16 protein-coding genes are annotated in these 19237 nt (G+C 71.8%); 6 read left to right on the top strand and 10 right to left on the bottom strand.

Annotated elements, in window-relative coordinates; genetic code table 11:
• Window positions 1–4: 4 nt before the first annotated feature.
• Complete coding sequence (locus tag F8R89_RS09600) at window positions 5–1126, bottom strand: mechanosensitive ion channel family protein (RefSeq protein WP_151783573.1); 1122 nt, start codon at window positions 1124–1126, stop codon at window positions 5–7.
• Between the two features lie 93 nt (window positions 1127–1219).
• Here F8R89_RS09600 and F8R89_RS09595 point away from each other — a divergent pair, with 93 nt between their 5' ends.
• On the top strand, window positions 1220–1789 hold the full coding sequence (locus tag F8R89_RS09595) for a dienelactone hydrolase family protein (protein WP_151783572.1): 570 nt from the start codon (window positions 1220–1222) through the stop codon (window positions 1787–1789).
• A gap of 7 nt (window positions 1790–1796) precedes the next feature.
• On the opposite strand, the gene F8R89_RS09590 is transcribed toward F8R89_RS09595, so the two are convergent.
• The 4 genes from F8R89_RS09590 to F8R89_RS09575 form a co-directional block, all read right to left on the bottom strand.
• The gene (locus F8R89_RS09590) at window positions 1797–3458 is read right to left on the bottom strand and encodes an alkaline phosphatase D family protein (RefSeq protein WP_151783571.1); all 1662 of its coding nucleotides are present in this window, start codon (window positions 3456–3458) and stop codon (window positions 1797–1799) included.
• A 114-nt stretch (window positions 3459–3572) separates the two neighbouring features.
• Window positions 3573–4412, bottom strand: coding sequence for a thioredoxin domain-containing protein (locus F8R89_RS09585; RefSeq protein WP_151783570.1), 840 nt, complete (start codon window positions 4410–4412; stop codon window positions 3573–3575).
• A 79-nt stretch (window positions 4413–4491) separates the two neighbouring features.
• Complete coding sequence (locus tag F8R89_RS09580; RefSeq protein ID WP_151783569.1) at window positions 4492–5184, bottom strand: hypothetical protein; 693 nt, start codon at window positions 5182–5184, stop codon at window positions 4492–4494.
• Between the two features lie 90 nt (window positions 5185–5274).
• Window positions 5275–6600 carry a DUF2252 domain-containing protein gene (locus tag F8R89_RS09575; RefSeq protein WP_151783568.1) on the bottom strand — a complete coding sequence of 442 codons (1326 nt, stop codon included), beginning with the start codon at window positions 6598–6600 and terminating at the stop codon, window positions 5275–5277.
• A 203-nt stretch (window positions 6601–6803) separates the two neighbouring features.
• Here F8R89_RS09575 and dnaE point away from each other — a divergent pair, with 203 nt between their 5' ends.
• Window positions 6804–10343: a DNA polymerase III subunit alpha gene (gene dnaE, locus F8R89_RS09570; protein WP_151783567.1), complete on the top strand. Its 3540-nt coding sequence runs from the start codon at window positions 6804–6806 to the stop codon at window positions 10341–10343.
• A 90-nt stretch (window positions 10344–10433) separates the two neighbouring features.
• Here dnaE and F8R89_RS36160 read toward each other — a convergent pair whose 3' ends face one another.
• Window positions 10434–10601, bottom strand: coding sequence for a hypothetical protein (locus F8R89_RS36160; RefSeq protein ID WP_192806081.1), 168 nt, complete (start codon window positions 10599–10601; stop codon window positions 10434–10436).
• A 247-nt stretch (window positions 10602–10848) separates the two neighbouring features.
• Here F8R89_RS36160 and F8R89_RS09565 point away from each other — a divergent pair, with 247 nt between their 5' ends.
• From F8R89_RS09565 to F8R89_RS09550, 4 genes are all read left to right on the top strand, one after another.
• Window positions 10849–12063 carry an NYN domain-containing protein gene (locus F8R89_RS09565; protein WP_151783566.1) on the top strand — a complete coding sequence of 405 codons (1215 nt, stop codon included), beginning with the start codon at window positions 10849–10851 and terminating at the stop codon, window positions 12061–12063.
• Between the two features lie 156 nt (window positions 12064–12219).
• Window positions 12220–13194, top strand: a complete 975-nt coding sequence (locus tag F8R89_RS09560) for an ABC transporter ATP-binding protein (RefSeq protein WP_151788048.1) — start codon at window positions 12220–12222, stop codon at window positions 13192–13194.
• Window positions 13195–13282: 88 nt separating this feature from the next.
• Window positions 13283–14107 (top strand): ABC transporter permease, encoded by an 825-nt coding sequence (locus F8R89_RS09555; RefSeq protein WP_151783565.1) that lies wholly within the window; start codon window positions 13283–13285, stop codon window positions 14105–14107.
• Window positions 14108–14141: 34 nt separating this feature from the next.
• A complete protein-coding gene (locus tag F8R89_RS09550) occupies window positions 14142–14888 on the top strand; it encodes a DUF2567 domain-containing protein (protein WP_151783564.1) in 747 nt (248 codons plus the stop codon).
• 179 nt (window positions 14889–15067) lie between these two features.
• On the opposite strand, the gene ybaK is transcribed toward F8R89_RS09550, so the two are convergent.
• The 4 genes from ybaK to F8R89_RS09530 form a co-directional block, all read right to left on the bottom strand.
• On the bottom strand, window positions 15068–15568 hold the full coding sequence (ybaK, locus tag F8R89_RS09545; protein ID WP_151783563.1) for a Cys-tRNA(Pro) deacylase: 501 nt from the start codon (window positions 15566–15568) through the stop codon (window positions 15068–15070).
• A gap of 26 nt (window positions 15569–15594) precedes the next feature.
• The gene (locus tag F8R89_RS09540; protein WP_151783562.1) at window positions 15595–16332 is read right to left on the bottom strand and encodes an LON peptidase substrate-binding domain-containing protein; all 738 of its coding nucleotides are present in this window, start codon (window positions 16330–16332) and stop codon (window positions 15595–15597) included.
• Window positions 16333–16343: 11 nt separating this feature from the next.
• Window positions 16344–17390, bottom strand: coding sequence for a hypothetical protein (locus F8R89_RS09535; protein ID WP_151783561.1), 1047 nt, complete (start codon window positions 17388–17390; stop codon window positions 16344–16346).
• Between the two features lie 169 nt (window positions 17391–17559).
• Window positions 17560–19137, bottom strand: coding sequence for an oxidoreductase (locus F8R89_RS09530; RefSeq protein WP_151783560.1), 1578 nt, complete (start codon window positions 19135–19137; stop codon window positions 17560–17562).
• Between the last annotated feature and the right edge of the window lie 100 nt (window positions 19138–19237).

The following is a 19237-nucleotide window of genomic DNA, read 5'->3' as shown; positions in this document are numbered from 1 at the left end:
GCCGTCAGGGGCGGTCGGAACGTGCCGAGGACTGCTGGCCGCGGGGGAGGGTGCGGCGGGCCGGCGGGACCCGGCCGGGCACCGGGAAGCCGGGCGGCAGGACCGCGTCCGCCGCGTTGACGCGGGGCAGCGCGTACGGGTGCCGCTCGGTCAGCCAGCGGATCAGCTGCTCGCGCACGGTGACCCGGATCGTCCACAGGTCGTCGGCGTCCTTCGCGGTGACCAGGGCGCGGACCTCCATGGTGGAGGGCGTCGAGTCGGTGACGACCAGGCCGTGGCTGCGGCCGTCCCAGGCCGGGCACTCGCGCACGATGTCGCGGAGCTTCTCGCGCATCGCGTCCAGCGGGGCCGAGTGGTCGACGTGCAGATAGACGGTGCCGGTCATCTGGGCGCCGCCGCGCGACCAGTTCTCGAACGACTTCGCCGTGAAGTACGACACCGGCATGGTGATCCGGCGTTCGTCCCAGGTCCGTACGGTCAGGAAGGTCAGGGTGATCTCCTCGACCGTGCCCCACTCGTCGTCCACGACGACCGTGTCCCCGATGCGCACCATGTCGCCGAAGGCGATCTGCAGGCCGGCGAACATGTTGCTCAGCGTCGACTGGGCGGCCACACCGGCGACGATGCCGAGGATGCCGGCCGAGGCCAGCAGCGAGGCGCCGGCCGCGCGGAACGCCGGGAACGTCAGCAGCATCGCGGCCCCCGCCACCACGCCGACGACCGCGGACACCACCCGCATGATCAGCGTCACCTGCGTGCGGACCCGGCGGACCCGGGCCGGATCGTGATGTGCGCGGGCGTAACGGCTGTACGAGGTCTCCACGACCGCGGCGGCGATCCGTATCGCCAGCCAGGCCGCCGCGCCGATCAGCACCAGGGTGAGCACCCGGCCCACGGCGACGTGGTGCTGCTGGAGCAGCCGGGACTCGTCGTAGGACCCTCTGAGCAGGGCCGCGCACAGCACGACCTGCCAGGGGACGCGGGCGCGGCGCAGCAGCCCCCACAGCGGGGTCTCGCCGTGGCGTTCGTCGGCCTTGCGCATCAGGCGGTCGGTGGCCCACCCGATGAGCAGGGTGAGCAGGACCGAGCCGCCGATCACGAGCAGGGGTCGGAGTATGGTCTCCATCCCTCGAACGTAACCAGCCTCCGGGGGGCCTGAACATCGGGGGCGATGAGGCGCTGGTCACGGCCTCGCCGGACCGGCTGGCACCATGGGCTCATGAACATCATGCTCTTTCACTCGACCTATGGGCTCAGGCCCGCGGTGCGGCAGGCCGCGGACCGGCTGCGTGCCGCCGGACACGAGGTGTGGACGCCGGACCTGTTCGAAGGGCGCACCTTCGAGACGGTCGAGGACGGCATGGAGTTCAACACGTCGATCGGCAAGGACGAGCTGCTGAAGCGGGCCGTGCTGGCCGCGGCCCCCTACTCGGAGCGGGGGCTGGTCTACGCCGGGTTCTCGCTCGGCGCCTCCATCGCGCAGACGCTGGCGCTCGGCGACGACAAGGCCCGCGGGCTGCTGCTCCTGCACGGCACCTCGGACATCGCGGTGAACGCCTCCGTGGACGACCTGCCGGTGCAGCTGCACGTGGCCGAGCCGGACCCGTTCGAGACGGACGACTGGCTGAGCGCCTGGTACCTCCAGATGGGCCGGGCGGGCGCCGACGTCGAGGTCTACCGGTACGCGGGCGCCGGGCACCTCTACACCGACCCGGACCTCCCGGACTACGACGAGGAGGCGGCCGAGGCCACCTGGCGGGTGGCACTCGGCTTCCTGGAATCCCTCTAGGTCCCGGTCACACCGGGTCGTACGTGCGCTCGACCTTCTGGGTGCCGTTGCGGGTGCGGTAGGAGCGGGTCCACTTGGAGGTGGCGTCCTGCTTCGTGCGGTCGGACGTGACGTAGTAGTCCATCTGCGCGCGGTCGGCCGTGATGTCCAGGATCCCGTAGCCGTGGCGGTCGGTGTCGACCCAGTGGACGTGCCGGTTCGCGGCGCGGATGACCGGGGCGGCGATCGCCGAGAGCGTGCCCTCGGGAACCTTGACGATGTCGTCCAGGTTGTCCGACGTCACCGAGGTGACGACGAACTCCGTGGCGGCGGAGGCCGACAGCGGGTAGGTGCCGGCGTCCACGGGGACGTCGTTCGCCCACGCCATGTGGATGTCGCCGGTGAGGAAGACCGTGTTGCGGATCGCGTTCGACCGCAGGTGCGCGAGGAGTTCACGCCGGTCGTCCGTGTAGCCGTCCCACTGGTCGGGGTTGAGGGCGAGCCCCTCCTGCGGCAGGCCCAGCAGCTTGGCGAGCGGCTTGAGCAGGTCGGCGGAGAGGGAGCCGACCGCGAACGGCGAGATCATCACGGAGTTGCCGACCAGCCGCCAGGTGGTGTCCGAGGACTTCAGGTTCGCCTTCAGCCAGTCCAGTTGGGCGCGCCCGGTCAGCGTGCGGTCGGGGTCGTCGACCTCGCCGTTGCCGATGGAGACCTGCTGGGAGCGGAACGAGCGCAGGTCGAGCAGGGACAGGTCGACGAGCTTGCCGAAGCGCAGCCGGCGGTAGGTGGTGCCGGCGATCGCCGGGCGCACCGGCATCCACTCGAAGTACGCCTGCTTGGCGGCGGCCTGCCGGTCCGCCCAGGCGCCCTCGGCCCCCTCGGTGTGGTTCTCGGCGCCGCCCGACCAGGTGTCATTGGCGAACTCGTGGTCGTCCCAGATCGCGATGACCGGGGCCTTGGTGTGCAGGGCCTGGAGGTCGGGGTCCGTCTTGTACTTGGCGTGCCGGATCCGGTAGTCGGCGAGCGTGACGATCTCGTGGGTGGGGGCGTGCGGGCGCACGACCTTGCCGCGGTTGGTGTAGTCGCCGGAGCCGTACTCGTAGATGTAGTCGCCGAGGTGGAGCCAGGCGTCGAGGTCGCCGCGGGCCGCGAGGTGGCGGTACGCGGAGAAGTAGCCGGCCTCCCAGTTGGCGCAGGAGACCACGCCGAAGCGGAGGTTGGCCACCGGGGCGTCCGCCGCCGGCGCGGTGCGGGTGCGCGCCGCCGGGGAGTCGGTGCCGCCGGCCGAGAAGCGGAACCAGTAGTCGGTGGCCGGTGACAGGCCGCGGATGTCGGCCTTGACGGTGTGGTCGGCGGCGGCGGTCGCGGTCGTCGAGCCCCGGGAGACGACCTGGGTGAACCCCTTGTCCAGGGCGACGGTCCAGCTCACCGTGATGTCCGGTCCGACCCCGGAACCGGGCAGGGCGTCGGGCGTCGGCGTCACCCGGGTCCACAGCAGGACGCCGTCGGGCAGCGGGTCGCCGGAGGCGACACCGTGCAGGAAGGCGGGGGCCGCGTCGACGGCGCGGGCGGGAAGGGCGCCGGCGAGCGGGCCGGCCAGGACAGCCGTCGCCGCCGCGGCCTTGACGACCGAACGGCGGCGTGGGCTGAGCGCGTTGTACTGATCGGATGATCTGTATCGACTGGTCACAGCCGATCAGGTTACTGAGGGGTACTCGCACGGGCGGGCGAATTCCAGGAAATTCGCCCGCCCTTCACACGGAGGTCCGGCTTCCTTGCGGTCAGCGGCGCCCGAAGGCGGACGTCAGCCCTTGAGGGCCGCGTCCACGGCCTTGGTGTACTCGGCCACCGTCCAGGGCTGGTTGGCGTCGGACTTCTCCAGGATCTTGCCGTTCATCACGAGGCTCGGCGTGCCCGTCACACCGTCCTTGTTGGTGTCGAAGGTCTTCGACATGGCCAGGGCCCAGGCGTCGTACGTGCCCTTCTTGACCGCGTCCTGGAACTTGGTGTTGCCCTTCAGAGCGGGGACGGAGTCCGCCACCTTGATCAGGTACGCGTCGTCCTTGAACTTGTCCTCGGACTCCAGCGGGTGGAACTTCTCCGAGTACAGGGCGCTCTTGTAGGAGAGGAACGCCTCGGGGCTCACGTTCAGCGCGGCGCCCAGGGCGCTCATCGCGTTCTTCGACCCCTCGCCGTTGGCCCCGATCTTGCTGTCCTTCATCTGGTCGCCGTCGAGGAAGGTGCCGCCGACGAACTGCAGCTTGAACTTGCCGGCCTCGATGTCCTTCTCGACGGTCGGGCCGACGGCCTGCTCGAAGGAGGCGCAGACCGGGCAGCGCGGGTCCTCGTACAGCTTGAGGGTCTTCTTGGCGCTGTCCTTGCCGATGACGACCGTCGTGCCATTGGTACCGGTCGTGTGGGACGGGGCCGTGACCTTGGCGTCGGTCAGCGACTCCCAGTAGCTGGGCTTGTTCGCCTGGACGACCGCGTAGCCGATTCCGCCCGCTGCCGCCAGGACGCCGACGACCGAGGCGGCCACGATGATCTGGCGCCTGACCTTCGCGCGCTTGGCCTCGCGTTCGCGTTCGGCGCGCAGGCGCTCTCGGGCCGCCGACTTCGCCGCTTGGCTGTTCCGCTTGCTCATTGGGTGATCTCCATGCATGGGGACGCGCACACGTCGTGTGCGGGATACGTACGGGTGGGCCGTAGTGCTCAGAAGGCGTTCACGCGAACGCGGGCGAGCACGGCGGTCCACGCCGTCCCAGGGAGTGCACGAGGAGCAGGAGGAGGGCGGAGGCCGCCCGGTGGGCCGGGCGCGGCAGGCGCCGGGCCGGTGCGGTCAGGCGGACCGTCACCGCGGCGACCGCCAGCATCAGCGGCCGGAACGTGGTCGCCGCGACCGCGCGCAGCAGCTGGGCCAGGGCCCGCTCGCCCCGCCGCAGCCAGGCCGCGGCGGCGAGGCCCACACCGACGTGGGCGGCGAGCAGGAACCAGGCGGTGGCCGGGTCGGCGTGCGCGAGGAGCCCGCCGAGCCGGTCCGGGTCGGTGCCGGTGACCTGGGCCAGCGGGGCGCCGACCCGGGTGCCGTCGCCGCACAGCACGTCCCAGCCGACGGAGGCCAGCGGGCCCGCGACCGGGCCGCCCGCCCTGCCGTAGCAGACGTGCTGCCCGGTGGTGAGGATCGTGTCGGCGGCCAGCTCCAGCGGGATCAGCAGGGCGGCGATCCGCCCGAAGCCACGCTCCCGGCCGGCCAGCGCGTACGCCAGCGCGAACACGGCGGCCGCCAGCAGCGCCACCGTGTTCAGCGGCAGGGGTGCCCGGGACAGCAGGACGTGCGACGCCGTGCTCAACGTCACCACGAGTGACGTGAACAGCGCCGCGCGTACCGCTCGGAGCTGGGTCCCGGAGATGTCCATAACGAGAGAAGAGTGTGGCACGAAGGGCTGTAAGAGACCCCTAAAGGGTGGCTGTGAGGAGGCCGGGAAGGACGGGGGGTGACCCCTTCGTCACAGACCCGGGATCCGGCCGTTGCGGAAGAGGTCCACGAAGATCTGGTGGTCGGCACGCGCGCGTGCGCCGTAGTCGTGCGCGAAGGAGACCAGCAGCTCGGCGAAGCTCTCCTCGTCGGCGGCGATCGCCGCGTCGATGGCGCGCTCGGTGGAGAACGGCACCAGCGACTCCCCGGAGGTGTCGTCCGCCGCCGCGTGCATCGCCGCGGTGGCCCGGCCGAGGTCGGCGACGACCGCCGCGATCTCCTCCGGGTCGTCGATGTCGCCCCAGTCCAGGTCCACGGCGTACGGCGAGACCTCCGCGACCAGCTGGCCCGCGCCGTCCAGTTCGGTCCAGCCGAGCCAGGGGTCGGCGTGCGCCTGGAGGGCGCGCTGGGAGATCACCGTGCGGTGGCCCTCGTGCTGGAAGTACCCGGCGATCGCCGGGTCCGTGATGTGCCGGGAGACGGCCGGGGTCTGGGCCTGCTTGATGTAGATCACCACATCGTTCTCCAGGGCGTCGCTGTGGCCCTCCAGCAGGATGTTGTACGACGGCAGCCCCGCCGAGCCGATCCCGATGCCGCGCCGCCCCACGACGTCCTTCACGCGGTAGGAGTCGGGGCGGGCCAGCGAGGCGTCCGGCAGCGTCTCCAGATAGCCGTCGAAGGCCGCGAGCACCTTGTACCGCGTGGCCGCGTCCAGCTCGATGGCACCGCCGCCGGGGGCGAAGCGGCGCTCGAAGTCGCGGATCTCCGTCATCGAGTCCAGCAGCTCGAAGCGGGTCAGCGAGCGGGCGGCGCGCAGGGCGCCCAGCAGCGGGCCCTCGGCGGTGTCCAGCGTGAACGGCGGCACCTCGTCGCTCTTGGCGCCGGTCGCGAGGGCGTGGATCCGCGCGCGGTAGGCGTCCGCGTAGATCCGCACCAGCTCGCTGATCTGGTCGTCGCTCAGCGCCTTGGCGTAGCCGATGAGGGCGACGGAGGCGGCGAAGCGCTTGAGGTCCCAGGTGAACGGGCCGACGTAGGCCTCGTCGAAGTCGTTGACGTTGAAGACCAGGCGGCCGTTGGAGTCCATGTACGTGCCGAAGTTCTCCGCGTGGAGGTCGCCGTGGATCCACACGCGCGAGGTGCGCTCGTCCAGGTACGGGCCGCCCCGCTTCTCCGCGGCCAGGTCGTGGTAGAAGAGGCACGCGGTGCCCCGGTAGAAGGCGAAGGCCGAGGCCGCCATCTTCCGGAACTTCACGCGGAACGCGGCCGGGTCGGCGGCCAGGAGCTCGCCGAAGGCGGTGCCGAAGACGGCGAGGATCTCGTCGCCGCGCTGCTCGTCGTTGAGCTGGGGGACCGACATCGCTGGGTGCCTCCTGGTGCATGTGTACGACAGCGTTTCTGTCGTATCGAACGGGCGGGCCCGCCGGAAAGTGCCCGCGGGCCCTCGCTGTGAAGGTACGCGGGGGAGGCCCGTGGGTGTCAGTCCCGAGGCATAGACTTCGACGCTGTCCCCGGAAGTGTCCGCCCGCCTGTCACCGAGCGTTTTCCCATGGAGGCCACGTCGTGTCGAAGCCGCCGTTCACGCACCTGCACGTCCACACCCAGTACTCGCTGCTGGACGGTGCCGCGCGGCTGAAGGACATGTTCAACGCGTGCAACGAGATGGGCATGACCCATATCGCCATGTCCGACCACGGCAACCTCCACGGGGCGTACGACTTCTTCCACTCCGCGCAGAAGGCCGGGATCACCCCGATCATCGGGATCGAGGCGTACGTCGCCCCCGAGTCCCGGCGCAACAAGCGCAAGATCCAGTGGGGCCAGCCCCACCAGAAGCGCGACGACGTCTCCGGTTCCGGTGGCTACACCCACAAGACGATGTGGGCGGTGAACAGCAAGGGGCTGCACAACCTCTTCCGGCTCTCCTCCGACGCCTACGCCGAGGGCTGGCTCCAGAAGTGGCCCCGGATGGACAAGGAGACCATCTCCCAGTGGTCCGAGGGCATCGTCGCCTCCACCGGCTGCCCCTCCGGCGAGGTCCAGACCCGGCTGCGGCTCGGCCAGTTCGACGAGGCGCTCAAGGCCGCCGCCGACTACCAGGACATCTTCGGCAAGGACCGGTACTTCCTGGAGCTGATGGACCACGGCATCGACATCGAGCACCGGGTCCGCGACGGCCTGCTGGAGATCGGCAGGAAGCTCGGCATCCCGCCGCTGGTCACCAACGACTCGCACTACACGTACGCGCACGAGGCGACCGCCCACGACGCCCTGCTCTGCATCCAGACCGGCAAGAACCTCTCCGACCCGGACCGCTTCAAGTTCGACGGCACCGGCTACTACCTGAAGTCCACGGACGAGATGTACGCCATCGACTCCTCGGACGCCTGGCAGGAGGGCTGCGCCAACACCCTCCTGATCGCCGAGATGGTCGACACCACGGGCATGTTCGAGAAGCGCGACCTCATGCCCAAGTTCGACATCCCCGAGGGCTACACCGAGGTCACCTGGTTCAAGGAGGAGGTCCGCCGCGGCATGGAGCGCCGCTTCCCGGGCGGCATCCCCGAGGACCGGCAGAAGCAGGCCGACTACGAGATGGACGTCATCATCTCGATGGGCTTCCCCGGCTACTTCCTCGTCGTGGCCGACTTCATCATGTGGGCGAAGAACAACGGCATCGCGGTCGGCCCCGGCCGAGGCTCCGCGGCCGGCTCGATCGTGGCGTACGCCATGGGCATCACCGACCTCGACCCCATCCCGCACGGCCTGATCTTCGAGCGGTTCCTCAACCCCGAGCGCATCTCCATGCCCGATGTCGACATCGACTTCGACGAGCGCCGGCGCGTCGAGGTGATCCGGTACGTGACGGAGAAGTACGGCGCCGACAAGGTCGCCATGATCGGCACCTACGGCACCATCAAGGCCAAGAACGCGATCAAGGACTCCGCGCGCGTGCTGGGTTACCCGTACGCGATGGGTGACCGCATCACCAAGGCCATGCCCGCCGACGTCCTCGGCAAGGGCATCCCGCTCTCCGGCATCACGGACCCGAGCCACCCCCGGTACTCGGAGGCGGGCGAGGTCCGCGCGATGTACGAGAACGAACCGGACGTGAAGAAGGTCATCGACACCGCGCGCGGTGTGGAGGGCCTGGTCCGGCAGATGGGTGTGCACGCCGCCGGCGTGATCATGTCCAGCGAGACCATCACCGAGCACGTGCCCGTCTGGGTCCGGCACACCGACGGCGTGACCATCACGCAGTGGGACTACCCGAGCTGCGAGTCGCTCGGCCTGCTGAAGATGGACTTCCTCGGCCTGCGGAACCTGACGATCATGGACGACGCCGTGAAGATGGTGAAGTCCAACAAGGGGATCGACATCGATCTCCTGAGCCTCCCGCTGGACGACCCCACGACCTTCGAACTGCTCCAGCGCGGCGACACCCTCGGCGTCTTCCAGTTCGACGGCGGCCCCATGCGCTCCCTGCTGCGCCTGATGAAGCCGGACAACTTCGAAGACATCTCCGCCGTGTCGGCCCTGTACCGCCCGGGCCCCATGGGCATGAACTCCCACACGAACTACGCGCTGCGCAAGAACGGGCAGCAGGAGATCACGCCCATCCACAAGGAGCTCGAGGAGCCCCTCAAGGAGGTCCTGGACGTCACCTACGGCCTGATCGTCTACCAGGAGCAGGTGCAGAAGGCCGCCCAGATCGTCGCCGGCTACTCGCTCGGCGAGGCCGACATCCTCCGCCGTGTGATGGGCAAGAAGAAGCCCGAGGAACTGGCGAAGAACTTCACGATCTTCCAGGCCGGCGCCCGTAAGAACGGCTACAGCGACGAGGCCATCCAGGCCCTGTGGGACGTGCTGGTCCCGTTCGCCGGCTACGCGTTCAACAAGGCGCACTCGGCCGCGTACGGCCTGGTGTCGTACTGGACCGCCTACCTCAAGGCGAACCACCCGGCCGAGTACATGGCCGCGCTGCTCACGTCCGTCAAGGACGACAAGGACAAGTCGGCGATCTACCTCAACGAGTGCCGCCGCATGGGCATCCGCGTGCTCCCGCCGAACGTGAACGAGTCGGTGCACAACTTCGCCGCCCAGGGCGACGACGTGATCCTCTTCGGCCTGGAAGCCGTCCGCAACGTCGGCACCAACGTCGTCGAGTCGATCATCAAGAGCCGCAAGGCGAAGGGGAAGTACTCCTCCTTCCCCGACTACCTCGACAAGATCGACGCCGCCGCCTGCAACAAGCGGACCACCGAATCGCTGATCAAGGCGGGCGCGTTCGACAGCCTCGGGCACACCCGCAAGGGCCTCACCGCCCACTTCGAGCCGATGATCGACAACGTGGTGGCGGTCAAGCGCAAGGAGGCCGAGGGCCAGTTCGACCTCTTCGGCGGGATGGGCGAGGAGCAGAACGACGAGCCCGGCTTCGGACTCGACGTGCAGTTCACCGACGAGGAGTGGGACAAGACCTATCTGCTCGCCCAGGAGCGGGAGATGCTCGGTCTGTACGTCTCCGACCATCCGCTCTTCGGCCTGGAGCACGTGCTGTCCGACAAGGCGGACGCGGGCATCTCCCAGCTCACCGGCGGTGAGCACGCGGACGGCGCGGTCGTCACCATCGGCGGCATCATCTCGGGCCTGCAGCGCAAGATGACCAAGCAGGGCAACGCCTGGGCGATCGCCACGGTCGAGGACCTCGCGGGCTCCATCGAGTGCATGTTCTTCCCGGCGACCTACCAGCTCGTGTCGACCCAACTCGTCGAGGACGCGGTCGTGTTCGTCAAGGGCCGGCTCGACAAGCGCGAGGACGTGCCGCGGCTGGTCGCGATGGAGCTCCAGGTCCCCGACCTGTCCAACGCGGGCGCCAACGCGCCGGTGGTCCTCACCATCCCGGCCACCCGGGTCACCCCGCCGATGGTCAGCCGGCTCGGCGAGATCCTCAGCCACCACAAGGGCGAGAGCGAGGTCCGCATCAAGCTCCAGGGCCCGACGAAGACGACCGTGCTGCGGCTCGACCGGCACCGGGTGAAGCCCGATCCGGCGCTGTTCGGCGATCTCAAGGTGCTGCTCGGCCCGTCCTGCCTGGCCGGCTGAGACGGCACCCGCGGCCGTACGAAAGGGGCGCCTCCCGCACGGGACGCGCCCCTTCGTCGTATCCGGGTCTCAACAACCCTTACGCAGATCTCAGTTGTGACCGAAGCGCTTCTGCCGGCCCTTGCGGGCGATGTCGCCGGGGCCGGCCTGCGCGAGAGCGGGCTCGGCCGGGGGCTCCATCACCGTGGTGGTCTCGTTCTGCCGGGCACCACGCGCGGACTGGGGCTGCTTACGGTCCTGCTTCTTGTTCTTGGCCATGGTGATCTGCCTCCTGTGGGGGATCTAGGGGCCAGGGCCGGGACCAGATTCACATAGGCTGACAAAGAGTGCATGTCGGATAATTACCCTGTGTAGTGGCGGTTGTCGGGACGCCCGCCCCGCCAAGGCGCCGACCCGATACGCCGAAACGCCACGCCGAAGATCGAGTTCGGCCCGTTAACCCCCGCACGGTCGGGCAGACTCGAAGGAAGCCTGAAGCAAACCTCCCGGGAAGAGGGTGAGTCGTGTGGACCGCTGCATCGTCCTGGTGGACGCCGGGTATCTGCTGGGGGCCGCCGCCAGCCTGCTCGCCGGGGAACCCTCCCGGTCGCGGATCAGCGTCGACCACGCCGCCCTCATCCAGGCGTTGCGCACCTGCGCCGAGTCGGACACCCAGCAGCCCCTGCTGCGCATCTACTGGTTCGACGGGGCCCCCGATCGCGTGCCCCAGCCCGAACACCGCCGGCTGCGCGTGATGCCGCGGGTCACCGTCCGGCTCGGCGCCCTGACCCGCAGCGACGGGCGCTGGGCGCAGAAGGGCGTGGATGCCGCGATGCACGCCGAACTCACCGAACTCGCCCGCAACCGCGCCTGCTCCGACGTGGTGCTGGTCACCGGCGACGGCGACCTGCTCCCCGGCATGATGGCCGCCAAGGAGCACGGGGTCGCCGTCCATCTGTGGGCCGTGCAGGCCGCCGACGGCGACTACAACCAGTCCGAGGACCTGGTCGCCGAGGCGGACGAACGCCGGGTGCTGGACCGCGCCTGGATCACCCAGGCCGTCCGCGCCAAGGAGCTGACCGGCGTCTGCGCGCCGCCGCCGGTGCCCCGCCCGGAGATCGCCGCCATCCTGTCCGCGCCGCTGCCGGACTCCGCGCTCGGCGCGCGGACGGAACGCCCCACCGAGGAGCCCGAGCACGCCCCGGCCGCCGGCGCGGACACCGGCGCCCCCGAACGGGTCCCGGCGCCCAAGGGCGTCCCCACGCCGAAGGACCTCGCCGCCCTGCGCGCACCCGGCGTCCAGCACCCCCAGCCCCCGGCGAACGCGACCCTGCGCTGGTCCTCGGACAAGGGCTGGGTGGACCGCCCCGGCACCGCGTCCGAGCCGCCCGAGATCGCCTCCATGCCGACCCTCGCGCAGCTCACCAGCGCCGAACAGCGCTGGGCCGACCGCGAGGAGGACATCACGACGGTCGGCGGCGACCCGTACGAGGTCGGGCAGGTCTTCGCCCGCCGCTGGATGGGACGGCTCGGGGAGCAGGGACACCTGCAGAAGCTGTCGTCCATGTACCCGCGCATCCCGCACCGCATCGACGGCGAGCTGCTGCGGTACGCGGCCCGCTTCGGGCTGCTCGCCCACAAGGACGACCAGATCGACGAGCACGACCGGTACGCGATCCGGGCCGGCTTCTGGCGCGAGATCGACGTCCGTACCGCCGAGCACGCGTCCGCGGCGGACTGAGCCCCGCCGGGCCGCGCCCGGCGTGCCGACGCGGGCGGCGAGCAGGCGATTCGCCGTGACGGGCCGCCCCGGGGACGGATCGGGCATCCGGACCCCGTACCCTCGTGCCTTGTGAGTACGCGCGCGGGACAGGCACTTCGGCACGGTGGTGACGTCGTGTGTGCCGTGCGCGGGCTGACCAAGACCTACCCGGCGGTCCGGGGGCGCCGCGGAGCGCCCGGCACCCCCGCGGTGCGGGCCACCGACGACGTCCGGCTCGACATCGCCCAGGGCGAGATCTTCGGACTGCTCGGGCCCAACGGCGCCGGCAAGACCACCCTCGTACGGCAGCTGACCGGGCTGATGCGGCCCGACTCCGGCAGCGTCGAGATCCTCGGGCACGACATCGTGCGCCACCCCGAGCGGGCCGCGCGCATCCTCGCCTACCTCGGCCAGGAGTCGTCGGCCCTGGACGAGCTGACCGTGTCCCTCGCCGCCGAGACCACCGGACGGCTGCGCGGCCTGGACGTCCGGCGGGCCCGGGCCGAGCGGGACGCCGTCCTCGACGAGCTGGGGCTCGCCCCGATCGCCGGACGCCCCCTGAAGAAACTCTCCGGAGGGCAGCGCCGCCTCGCCTGCTTCGCCACCGCGCTGGTCGGGGAGCGGCCGCTGCTCGTCCTGGACGAGCCGACCACCGGCATGGACCCGGTCGCCCGGCGGGCCGTGTGGTCGGCCGTGGACCGCCGGCGGGCCGAGCGGGGCACCACCGTGCTGCTCGTCACCCACAACGTCATCGAGGCCGAGACCGTCCTCGACCGGGTCGCCGTCCTCGACCGGGGCCGGGTCATCGCCTGCGACACGCCGTCCGGCCTCAAGGAGCACGTCGCCGGCGAGGTCCGCGTCGAGCTGCTGTGGCGGGAGCGGGCGCCCCTGGAGGTGCCCGAGGTCGCCGCGCTCCAGGACCGCGCCCTCGAGTCCGGCCGCCGCTGGACCCTGCGGCTCGCCCCCGAGGAGGCCCGCACGGTCGTCGCCACCGTCACCGGCGGAGCCGCCTTCGCCGCGCTGGACGACTTCACGCTCGCCACGCCCAGCCTGGAGGACGTCTACCTGGCGCTGGGCGGTGCCGCGCAGAAGGGGCTGGTGAAGGCGTGAGCACGCCGAGCGCCGGATCCGTACGGGATGGCGTACGGAGCAGGGCCACCGTTGTCTCGATCCCCCGTGCGAAAGGGAGCAGCGCCACGTGAGTGTCGTACCCGCCGAGGTTCTGCCGGGCGGCGCCCTGGCCGCGGACGAGACGTCCGGCCGGGCCCCGGCCGAGCTCGGGCCGCGCGCACGGCTGTGGCCGTCGCTGGGCGCCGTGTACCGGGCCCAGCTGTCCCGGGCGCGGGTCGCCCGCATCCCGCTGCTGTTCGTGGCGACCTTCCAGTCGGTCGGCATCATGATCCTGATGCGCGGTGTCGTCGACGGCGGGGCCGAGGCGCAGGCCGTGGTGGCCGGCTCGTCGGTGCTGGTCGTCGCCTTCGTCGCGCTGAACCTGCTCGCCCAGTACTTCGGGCAGCTGCGCGCCAGCGGCGGCCTCGACCACTACGCCACGCTCCCGGTGCCGCCCGCGGCCGTGGTGCTCGGCGCGGCCGGGGCGTACGCCTCCTTCACGGTGCCGGGGACCGTGGTGACCGCGGTGACCGGCTGTCTGCTGTTCGGCCTGCCGATGACCCATCTGTGGATCCTCGTCGCGGTGATCCCGCTCGCCGGAGCCGCGCTCGCCGGGCTCGGCGCCGCCCTCGGTCTGCTCGCGCCGCGCCCCGAGCTGGCCACCCTGCTCGGGCAGCTCGGGATGTCGGCGGCGCTGCTCCTGGGCGTCCTGCCCGCCGACCGGATGCCCGGCGTGGTCCGGTTCGCCCGCGACCTGCTGCCCTCGACGTACGGCGTGGAGGCGTTCGCGCGGACCTTCGGGGAGCGGCCCGCCTGGGGCTTCGTCCTCGGTGACCTGGCCGTGTGCGCGGTGGTCGGTGTCGTCTCGCTGGCCGTCGCCACGTGGGCCTACCGCCGGGCGGCCGTCCGGTGACGCGCCGCACGGGGCGGCCTGGCACGATGGCAGGGTGACCGCTCCGCTGACTCCTCCTCCGCCGCCGCGTGACCAGTCCTCCTCCGGGGGGTGGCAGCCGCCCGCTGCCGGGTACACGGCCGCCGTGCCGCACGACGCCATATCCGACGCCGCCGGGAGTCCGCAGGGCTCGCCCGGCCCGTACGGCGCGCCGGGCTCGTACGGACAGGACGGTCCCGGTATGAAGACCGAACTGCGCGAGGGCGCCGTGATCACCGTGGTGGTCGCGCTCCTCGGCGCGCTGCTCGGGGTGCTGTGGTGGCGGCTGGCGCCCAGCGTGCCGCTCGTCGGGGACGTCGTCGACGACGGCTGGGTCGTGTACTTCAAGGACTCCGAGGGCGAGCAGGCCATCGGGGTGGACGGCACCTTCACGCTGCTCGCGCTCGCGTTCGGCCTGGTGAGCGCCGTGGCCGTGTTCCTGTGGCGGCGGCGCGGCGGAGTGCCGCTCGTGGTGGGGCTGGCCCTGGGCGGCTTCCTCGGGTCGCTCCTCGCCTGGCGGATCGGGGTCTGGCTGGGCCCCACGGACAATGTCATCGCCCACGCCAAGGCGGTGGGCAAGGGCGTCACCTTCCCGGCGCCGCTGAAGCTCGGCGCGAAGGGCGCCTGGCTGGCCTGGCCGCTCGCGGCCCTGGTGGTGCACCTCGGGCTGACCGCGCTGTTCGGTCCGCGGGAGCCGGACCCGTACCAGCAGCAGCCCCCGCAGGGGCAGACGAAGGACCCGTACGGCCCGTCGAAGGGCTGAGCCCAGGGGGCGGTGGGCCCCCTGAGCGGTGGGCCGTCACCTCACGCCGGACGGCGTCCGTGGTTCGCACGGCCCTTCTTGATACGCCACTTCCGTTTGCGCGTCCTCTTCGACATGTCCTTGGTGCTTAGCCGAGGACGGCCCCGCCGTCGAGGGCGCGTACAGGCCAGGCCGGGGGCTCACCCGCGTCCGACGGGAGCGAGGACCGCGCCCGTGAGCGCCGCCAGGTCGCCGGGGGAGAGCTCGACCTCCAGGCCCCGGCGGCCCGCCGAGACGCAGATCGTGGCGTGGTCCGCGGCGGAGGCGTCCAGGACCGTGGGCAGCTTCTTGCGCTGGCCCAGCGGGGAGATGCCGCCGCGCACATAGCCGGTCGTGCGCTCGGCGAGCGCCGGGTCCGCCATGGCGGCGCGCTTGCCGCCGACCGCCGCCGCCAGCGCCTTGAGGTCCAGCTGGCCCGCCACCGGGACGACGGCCACGGTCAGGGCGCCGTCCACGTCCGCGACCAGCGTCTTGAAGACCCGGTCCGGGGAGACGCCCATCGCCTGCGCGGCCTCCTCGCCGTACGAGGGGTGCGCGGGGTCGTGCTCGTAGGAGTGGACGGTGTACGCGACACCGGCCGCGGTCAGCGCGACGGTGGCCGGCGTGCCGCCCGGCTGCTGCTTCTTCGACTTCTTCGCCATTGGTGGCCGTTCCCCAGGGTGGTGCGTCAGTTGAGGCTGGTCGGTCCGCGGGTCAGGTCCGACGCCGGGAGCGAGGGCAGGGTACGGATGATCGAGGTCTCGGCGCGAAGGAGTTTCAGCTCGTCGCGCAGCCGGGACGCGGTGTCCGGGGCCTGGAGCAGGCGCTGCTTGGTCGGGGTGTCCAGCATCATCGCGGCGGCCACCAGATAGGACACGACCGACGGCTGGTCCGGCAGGTCGGCCGTGGTGGACACGGACCGCTCGCGGGCGCCGGCGAGACGCTTCTGGTACTGCCGGAAGGCCCGCAGCACCCCTTCGGCGAGCGCCCCCGCCTCGTCGCCCGGCTCCTCGGTCAGCTCCTCCAGCTCGGCCGTCAGGAACGGGCCCGAGGCGTCGACGGAGACCAGCCGCACCCGGGTCGTGCCCGTCGCCAGCACCTCGAAGGTGCCGTCGGCCCGCTCCCGGATCGTCGCAGCGTCCGCGACGCACCCCACGGAGTGGAAGGCCTTGAGCGGGTCGGGGCCGAAGCCGGCGGCGGGGCCGCGCTCGGGCACGGCGGTGGGATCGGGCATCCCCGGGGCGCTCACGGCCACCTCGTGGCCGTCGCGGATGGCGACCACGGCGAAACGGCGCGGATCCTCCTCGGGGGTCTTCAGCAGTTCGCGCATCATGGCGCGGTACCGCTCCTCGAAGACGTTCAGCGGCAGGACGAGCCCGGGGAAGAGCACCGAGTTCAGGGGGAAGAGCGGAAGGCGGACGGTCACGGCGCCAAAGCCTAGTGGTCGCGCCGTCCGGCGCGTCCGGCGCGCCCACCTGGTGGATGTCCGGAGCGCCCCCGGGCCGGGGCGGAGCCCACGTGCCGCCGGACCTGCTGCCGCACCTCCAGGAAGCGGCTCAGCGGATCCTCCGCGAAGCGGCTCCACGGGTAGGACGTGGCGTACGGCCCGATCAGCCGCAGCTGCTCCAGGGCGTCCTCCCAGCGGCCGAGCTCGACCAGGACGTACGTGAGCTTGTTGCGTACCGCGGCGGGCCACGGGTCGGCCGCCGGGAAGCGGGCCGACAGCGCGACCGCCCGGTCGGCCGCCGCGTGCAGCCGCTCCGGGGGCACCCCGGGGCCGCACCCGTCGTCGAGATAGGCCAGCGCGGCCCGGGCCGGCAGCGCCTGGACGAGGGAGTCGGCGGGGGAGTCCTGGGCGGCCCGGTCGGCGAAGTCCAGGCACTCCCGGTGGGAGCCGTGCCAGGAGGAGGCCAGGTACGTCAGGGCGGCGACATGGCAGCCGTAGTGCAGCGGTGCGCGGCGCAGGGCCGCCTCCCACAGCTCCCCGAAGTAGGTGTGGCCGGCCCGGGAGCCGCGCGCGTGGTCCAGGGCGAGGCGCCAGGGCACCGGGTCGCGGTCGTCGGCGCGGGCGGCGGCGGTGATCAGCGGGCTCACCCCGCGCAGCAGCTCGGCGCGGGCCGGGGACCGCCAGGCGTGGTCCACGGCGAGCTGGGCGCGCAGCAGCAGGACGTCCGGGTCGTCGGGCGCGTCCGCGTACCACGCCTGCACCCACTCGGGGCGGGAGCGGGCGAAGGCGGCCAGCCGCAGGACGTACCGGTCGCGGTCCTCCCACCGCCCGTGCGCGCGGGTGGCGGCGAGCAGGTCCGCCGCGGCGTGGTGGGACCCCTGCCCGGCCGCGACCAGGGCGGGGCCCAGGCGGTCGTCGGGCGCGTCGAGGAGCACCTCGTCGTCGGCGGGGAGCCCGGCGGCGGGGTGCTGCGCTGAGGGCCGGGGCGTGCGGGACGCCCGGCCGAACGGGAGCAGCAGAGCCATGGTGTCGACCATTGAAGGTCCGCAGGTCACACCCGCGCCAGAGGGAACGGCCAAGACGGCGAAAGTTGTATCCCCGCCGGTCAAGAACCGGTAAAAGTCAACTGTTCAACAACAGTCGGACATCCATGCAATCAGCTCATGGGTCACACAGATCCCCACATCATCGAAAGCCCCGCGCGCCTCAGTTCCGCCGCAGTGTCCGCGTCGCCCCCGCCGCCACCGTCGTCGCCAGGATCCAGCCCAGCAGGATCATCACCGTCGCCAGCCACTGCCAGACACCGCTGAACTGCCAGAACCCCACCTGCCCCAGATCGATCACCGGCAGCAGCAGGTCCAGCGCGAACAGCGTCGGGTTCCACGTCGGATGCTCGCCGCCCTTGATCGGCGGATGGTCGGCGTACCCGAAGGCCACCGAGCCCGCCGCCCACAGGATCGCCATCCACACCGCGGCCCGCCCGGGCCGATAGCCGTAGGCGACCATCCAGTCCTGGACGTACCCCCACAGCTTCCCGGCCGGGGGCAGCGTCTCGCGGCGCCGGCGCTGCTTGGCGAGCAGCACCTCGCGCGCGTCCTCGTCCTCCCCGCCCGCGCGCAGCACGGAGGCCAGCAGCTCGTACGGCTCCGGGTTGTACTCGGCGGTCGCGGCGGCCACCCACTCCAGCCGCCGTTCCAGCGGGAACGGGCCGCGCGGCACCAGGTTCTCGTAGCCGAAGCCGCCCATGTGCAGCAGCCCCGGCCCCGGCCAGGCGTCCGCCCGGTCCACCAGGTTGACCACCCGCGCCCCCGACAGCAGCACCCGGCCGCGCTCCATCCGCTCCCCGAGGAAGCGCAGCTCCGGCGTCTGGACGCGGCGCATCGACAGTTCCTGCTCGTCCGTGAAGACGAACCGGGCCCGCTCCAGGTCGACCGCGTCCCCGAACCGCCCGTCGTCCAGCCGCACCCCGCCCCGGCACTCGAACCGCTGCACCCGCGTCCCGCGCGCGGGAGTGCGCCCGCTCAGCAGCGGACTGCCGACCCCCGCCGGGGTCAGATACAGGGTCCGTCCGACGGTCAGCTGCGGCGCGTTCAGCGCGAGCCGGGTGTACGGGTTCACCAGCCGGGCCCCGCGCAGGCTCAGCGACACGCCGATGCTCGCGCCCCGCAGACTCAGCTCGCCGTGTGACTCCAGCATCTCGGCCTGGAGGTCCTGCCCGACGTTCAAGCCGTCCCCGGCGATCGAACGGCCGCTGCGGTCCCGGTACACCACCGCCTGGCTGAGCAGCAGATCCGTGCCGATGTGGGCGTCCGTGATCCGCACCCCGTTGTGGAAGCGGCAGCGCGGCAGATGCAGATCGCCCTCGGTGTGCACCCGCGCCGCCTCCAGACGCGGCACCGAGCAGTCCACCAGCCGCAGCGTCGTGAACCGGGCCTCCGGCAGCAGCACCTCCCGCTCGAAGCGGCAGCCCCGCATCTCGACGTACGGCTCCACGGTGCCGCCCGCCAGGTCCAGCGCGCCGCTGACCTGCACGCCCACCAGCTTCAGCGAGGAGACCCGGCCCGCCAGCGGCGGCGGCCCGTCCAGCAGCAGCCAGCACACGATGCGGGCCCGCACGGTCCGCTCGTCGCCCCAGGGATGCCCGCCGTGCGGATCGTCGACGACCGTGTCGCCGCTGCTCAGGTCGTACACGCTGCCGTTGCGGAACGCCTGCCACATCCCGGCCTCTGCGGCGGTCAGATCGTCCGGCAGGTCCCCGTCCCGGATGCCGGCCCCCTCGGTCACGTCCTGCTCATCCTCCTCGGCTACTCGCCGGTCACTCGCCCCGTACCACCGTCATGCCCGCTGAGTGACGCCCCGAACGCAAGACGTGAAGAGGATCTTC

Origin of the sequence: Streptomyces sp. SS1-1 (genome assembly GCF_008973465.1) — a bacterium.
In the GTDB taxonomy this organism is placed as follows: domain Bacteria; phylum Actinomycetota; class Actinomycetes; order Streptomycetales; family Streptomycetaceae; genus Streptomyces.
Note: the sequence above shows the minus strand (reverse complement) of the source record. Positions and strands in the feature narration are given on the sequence as shown.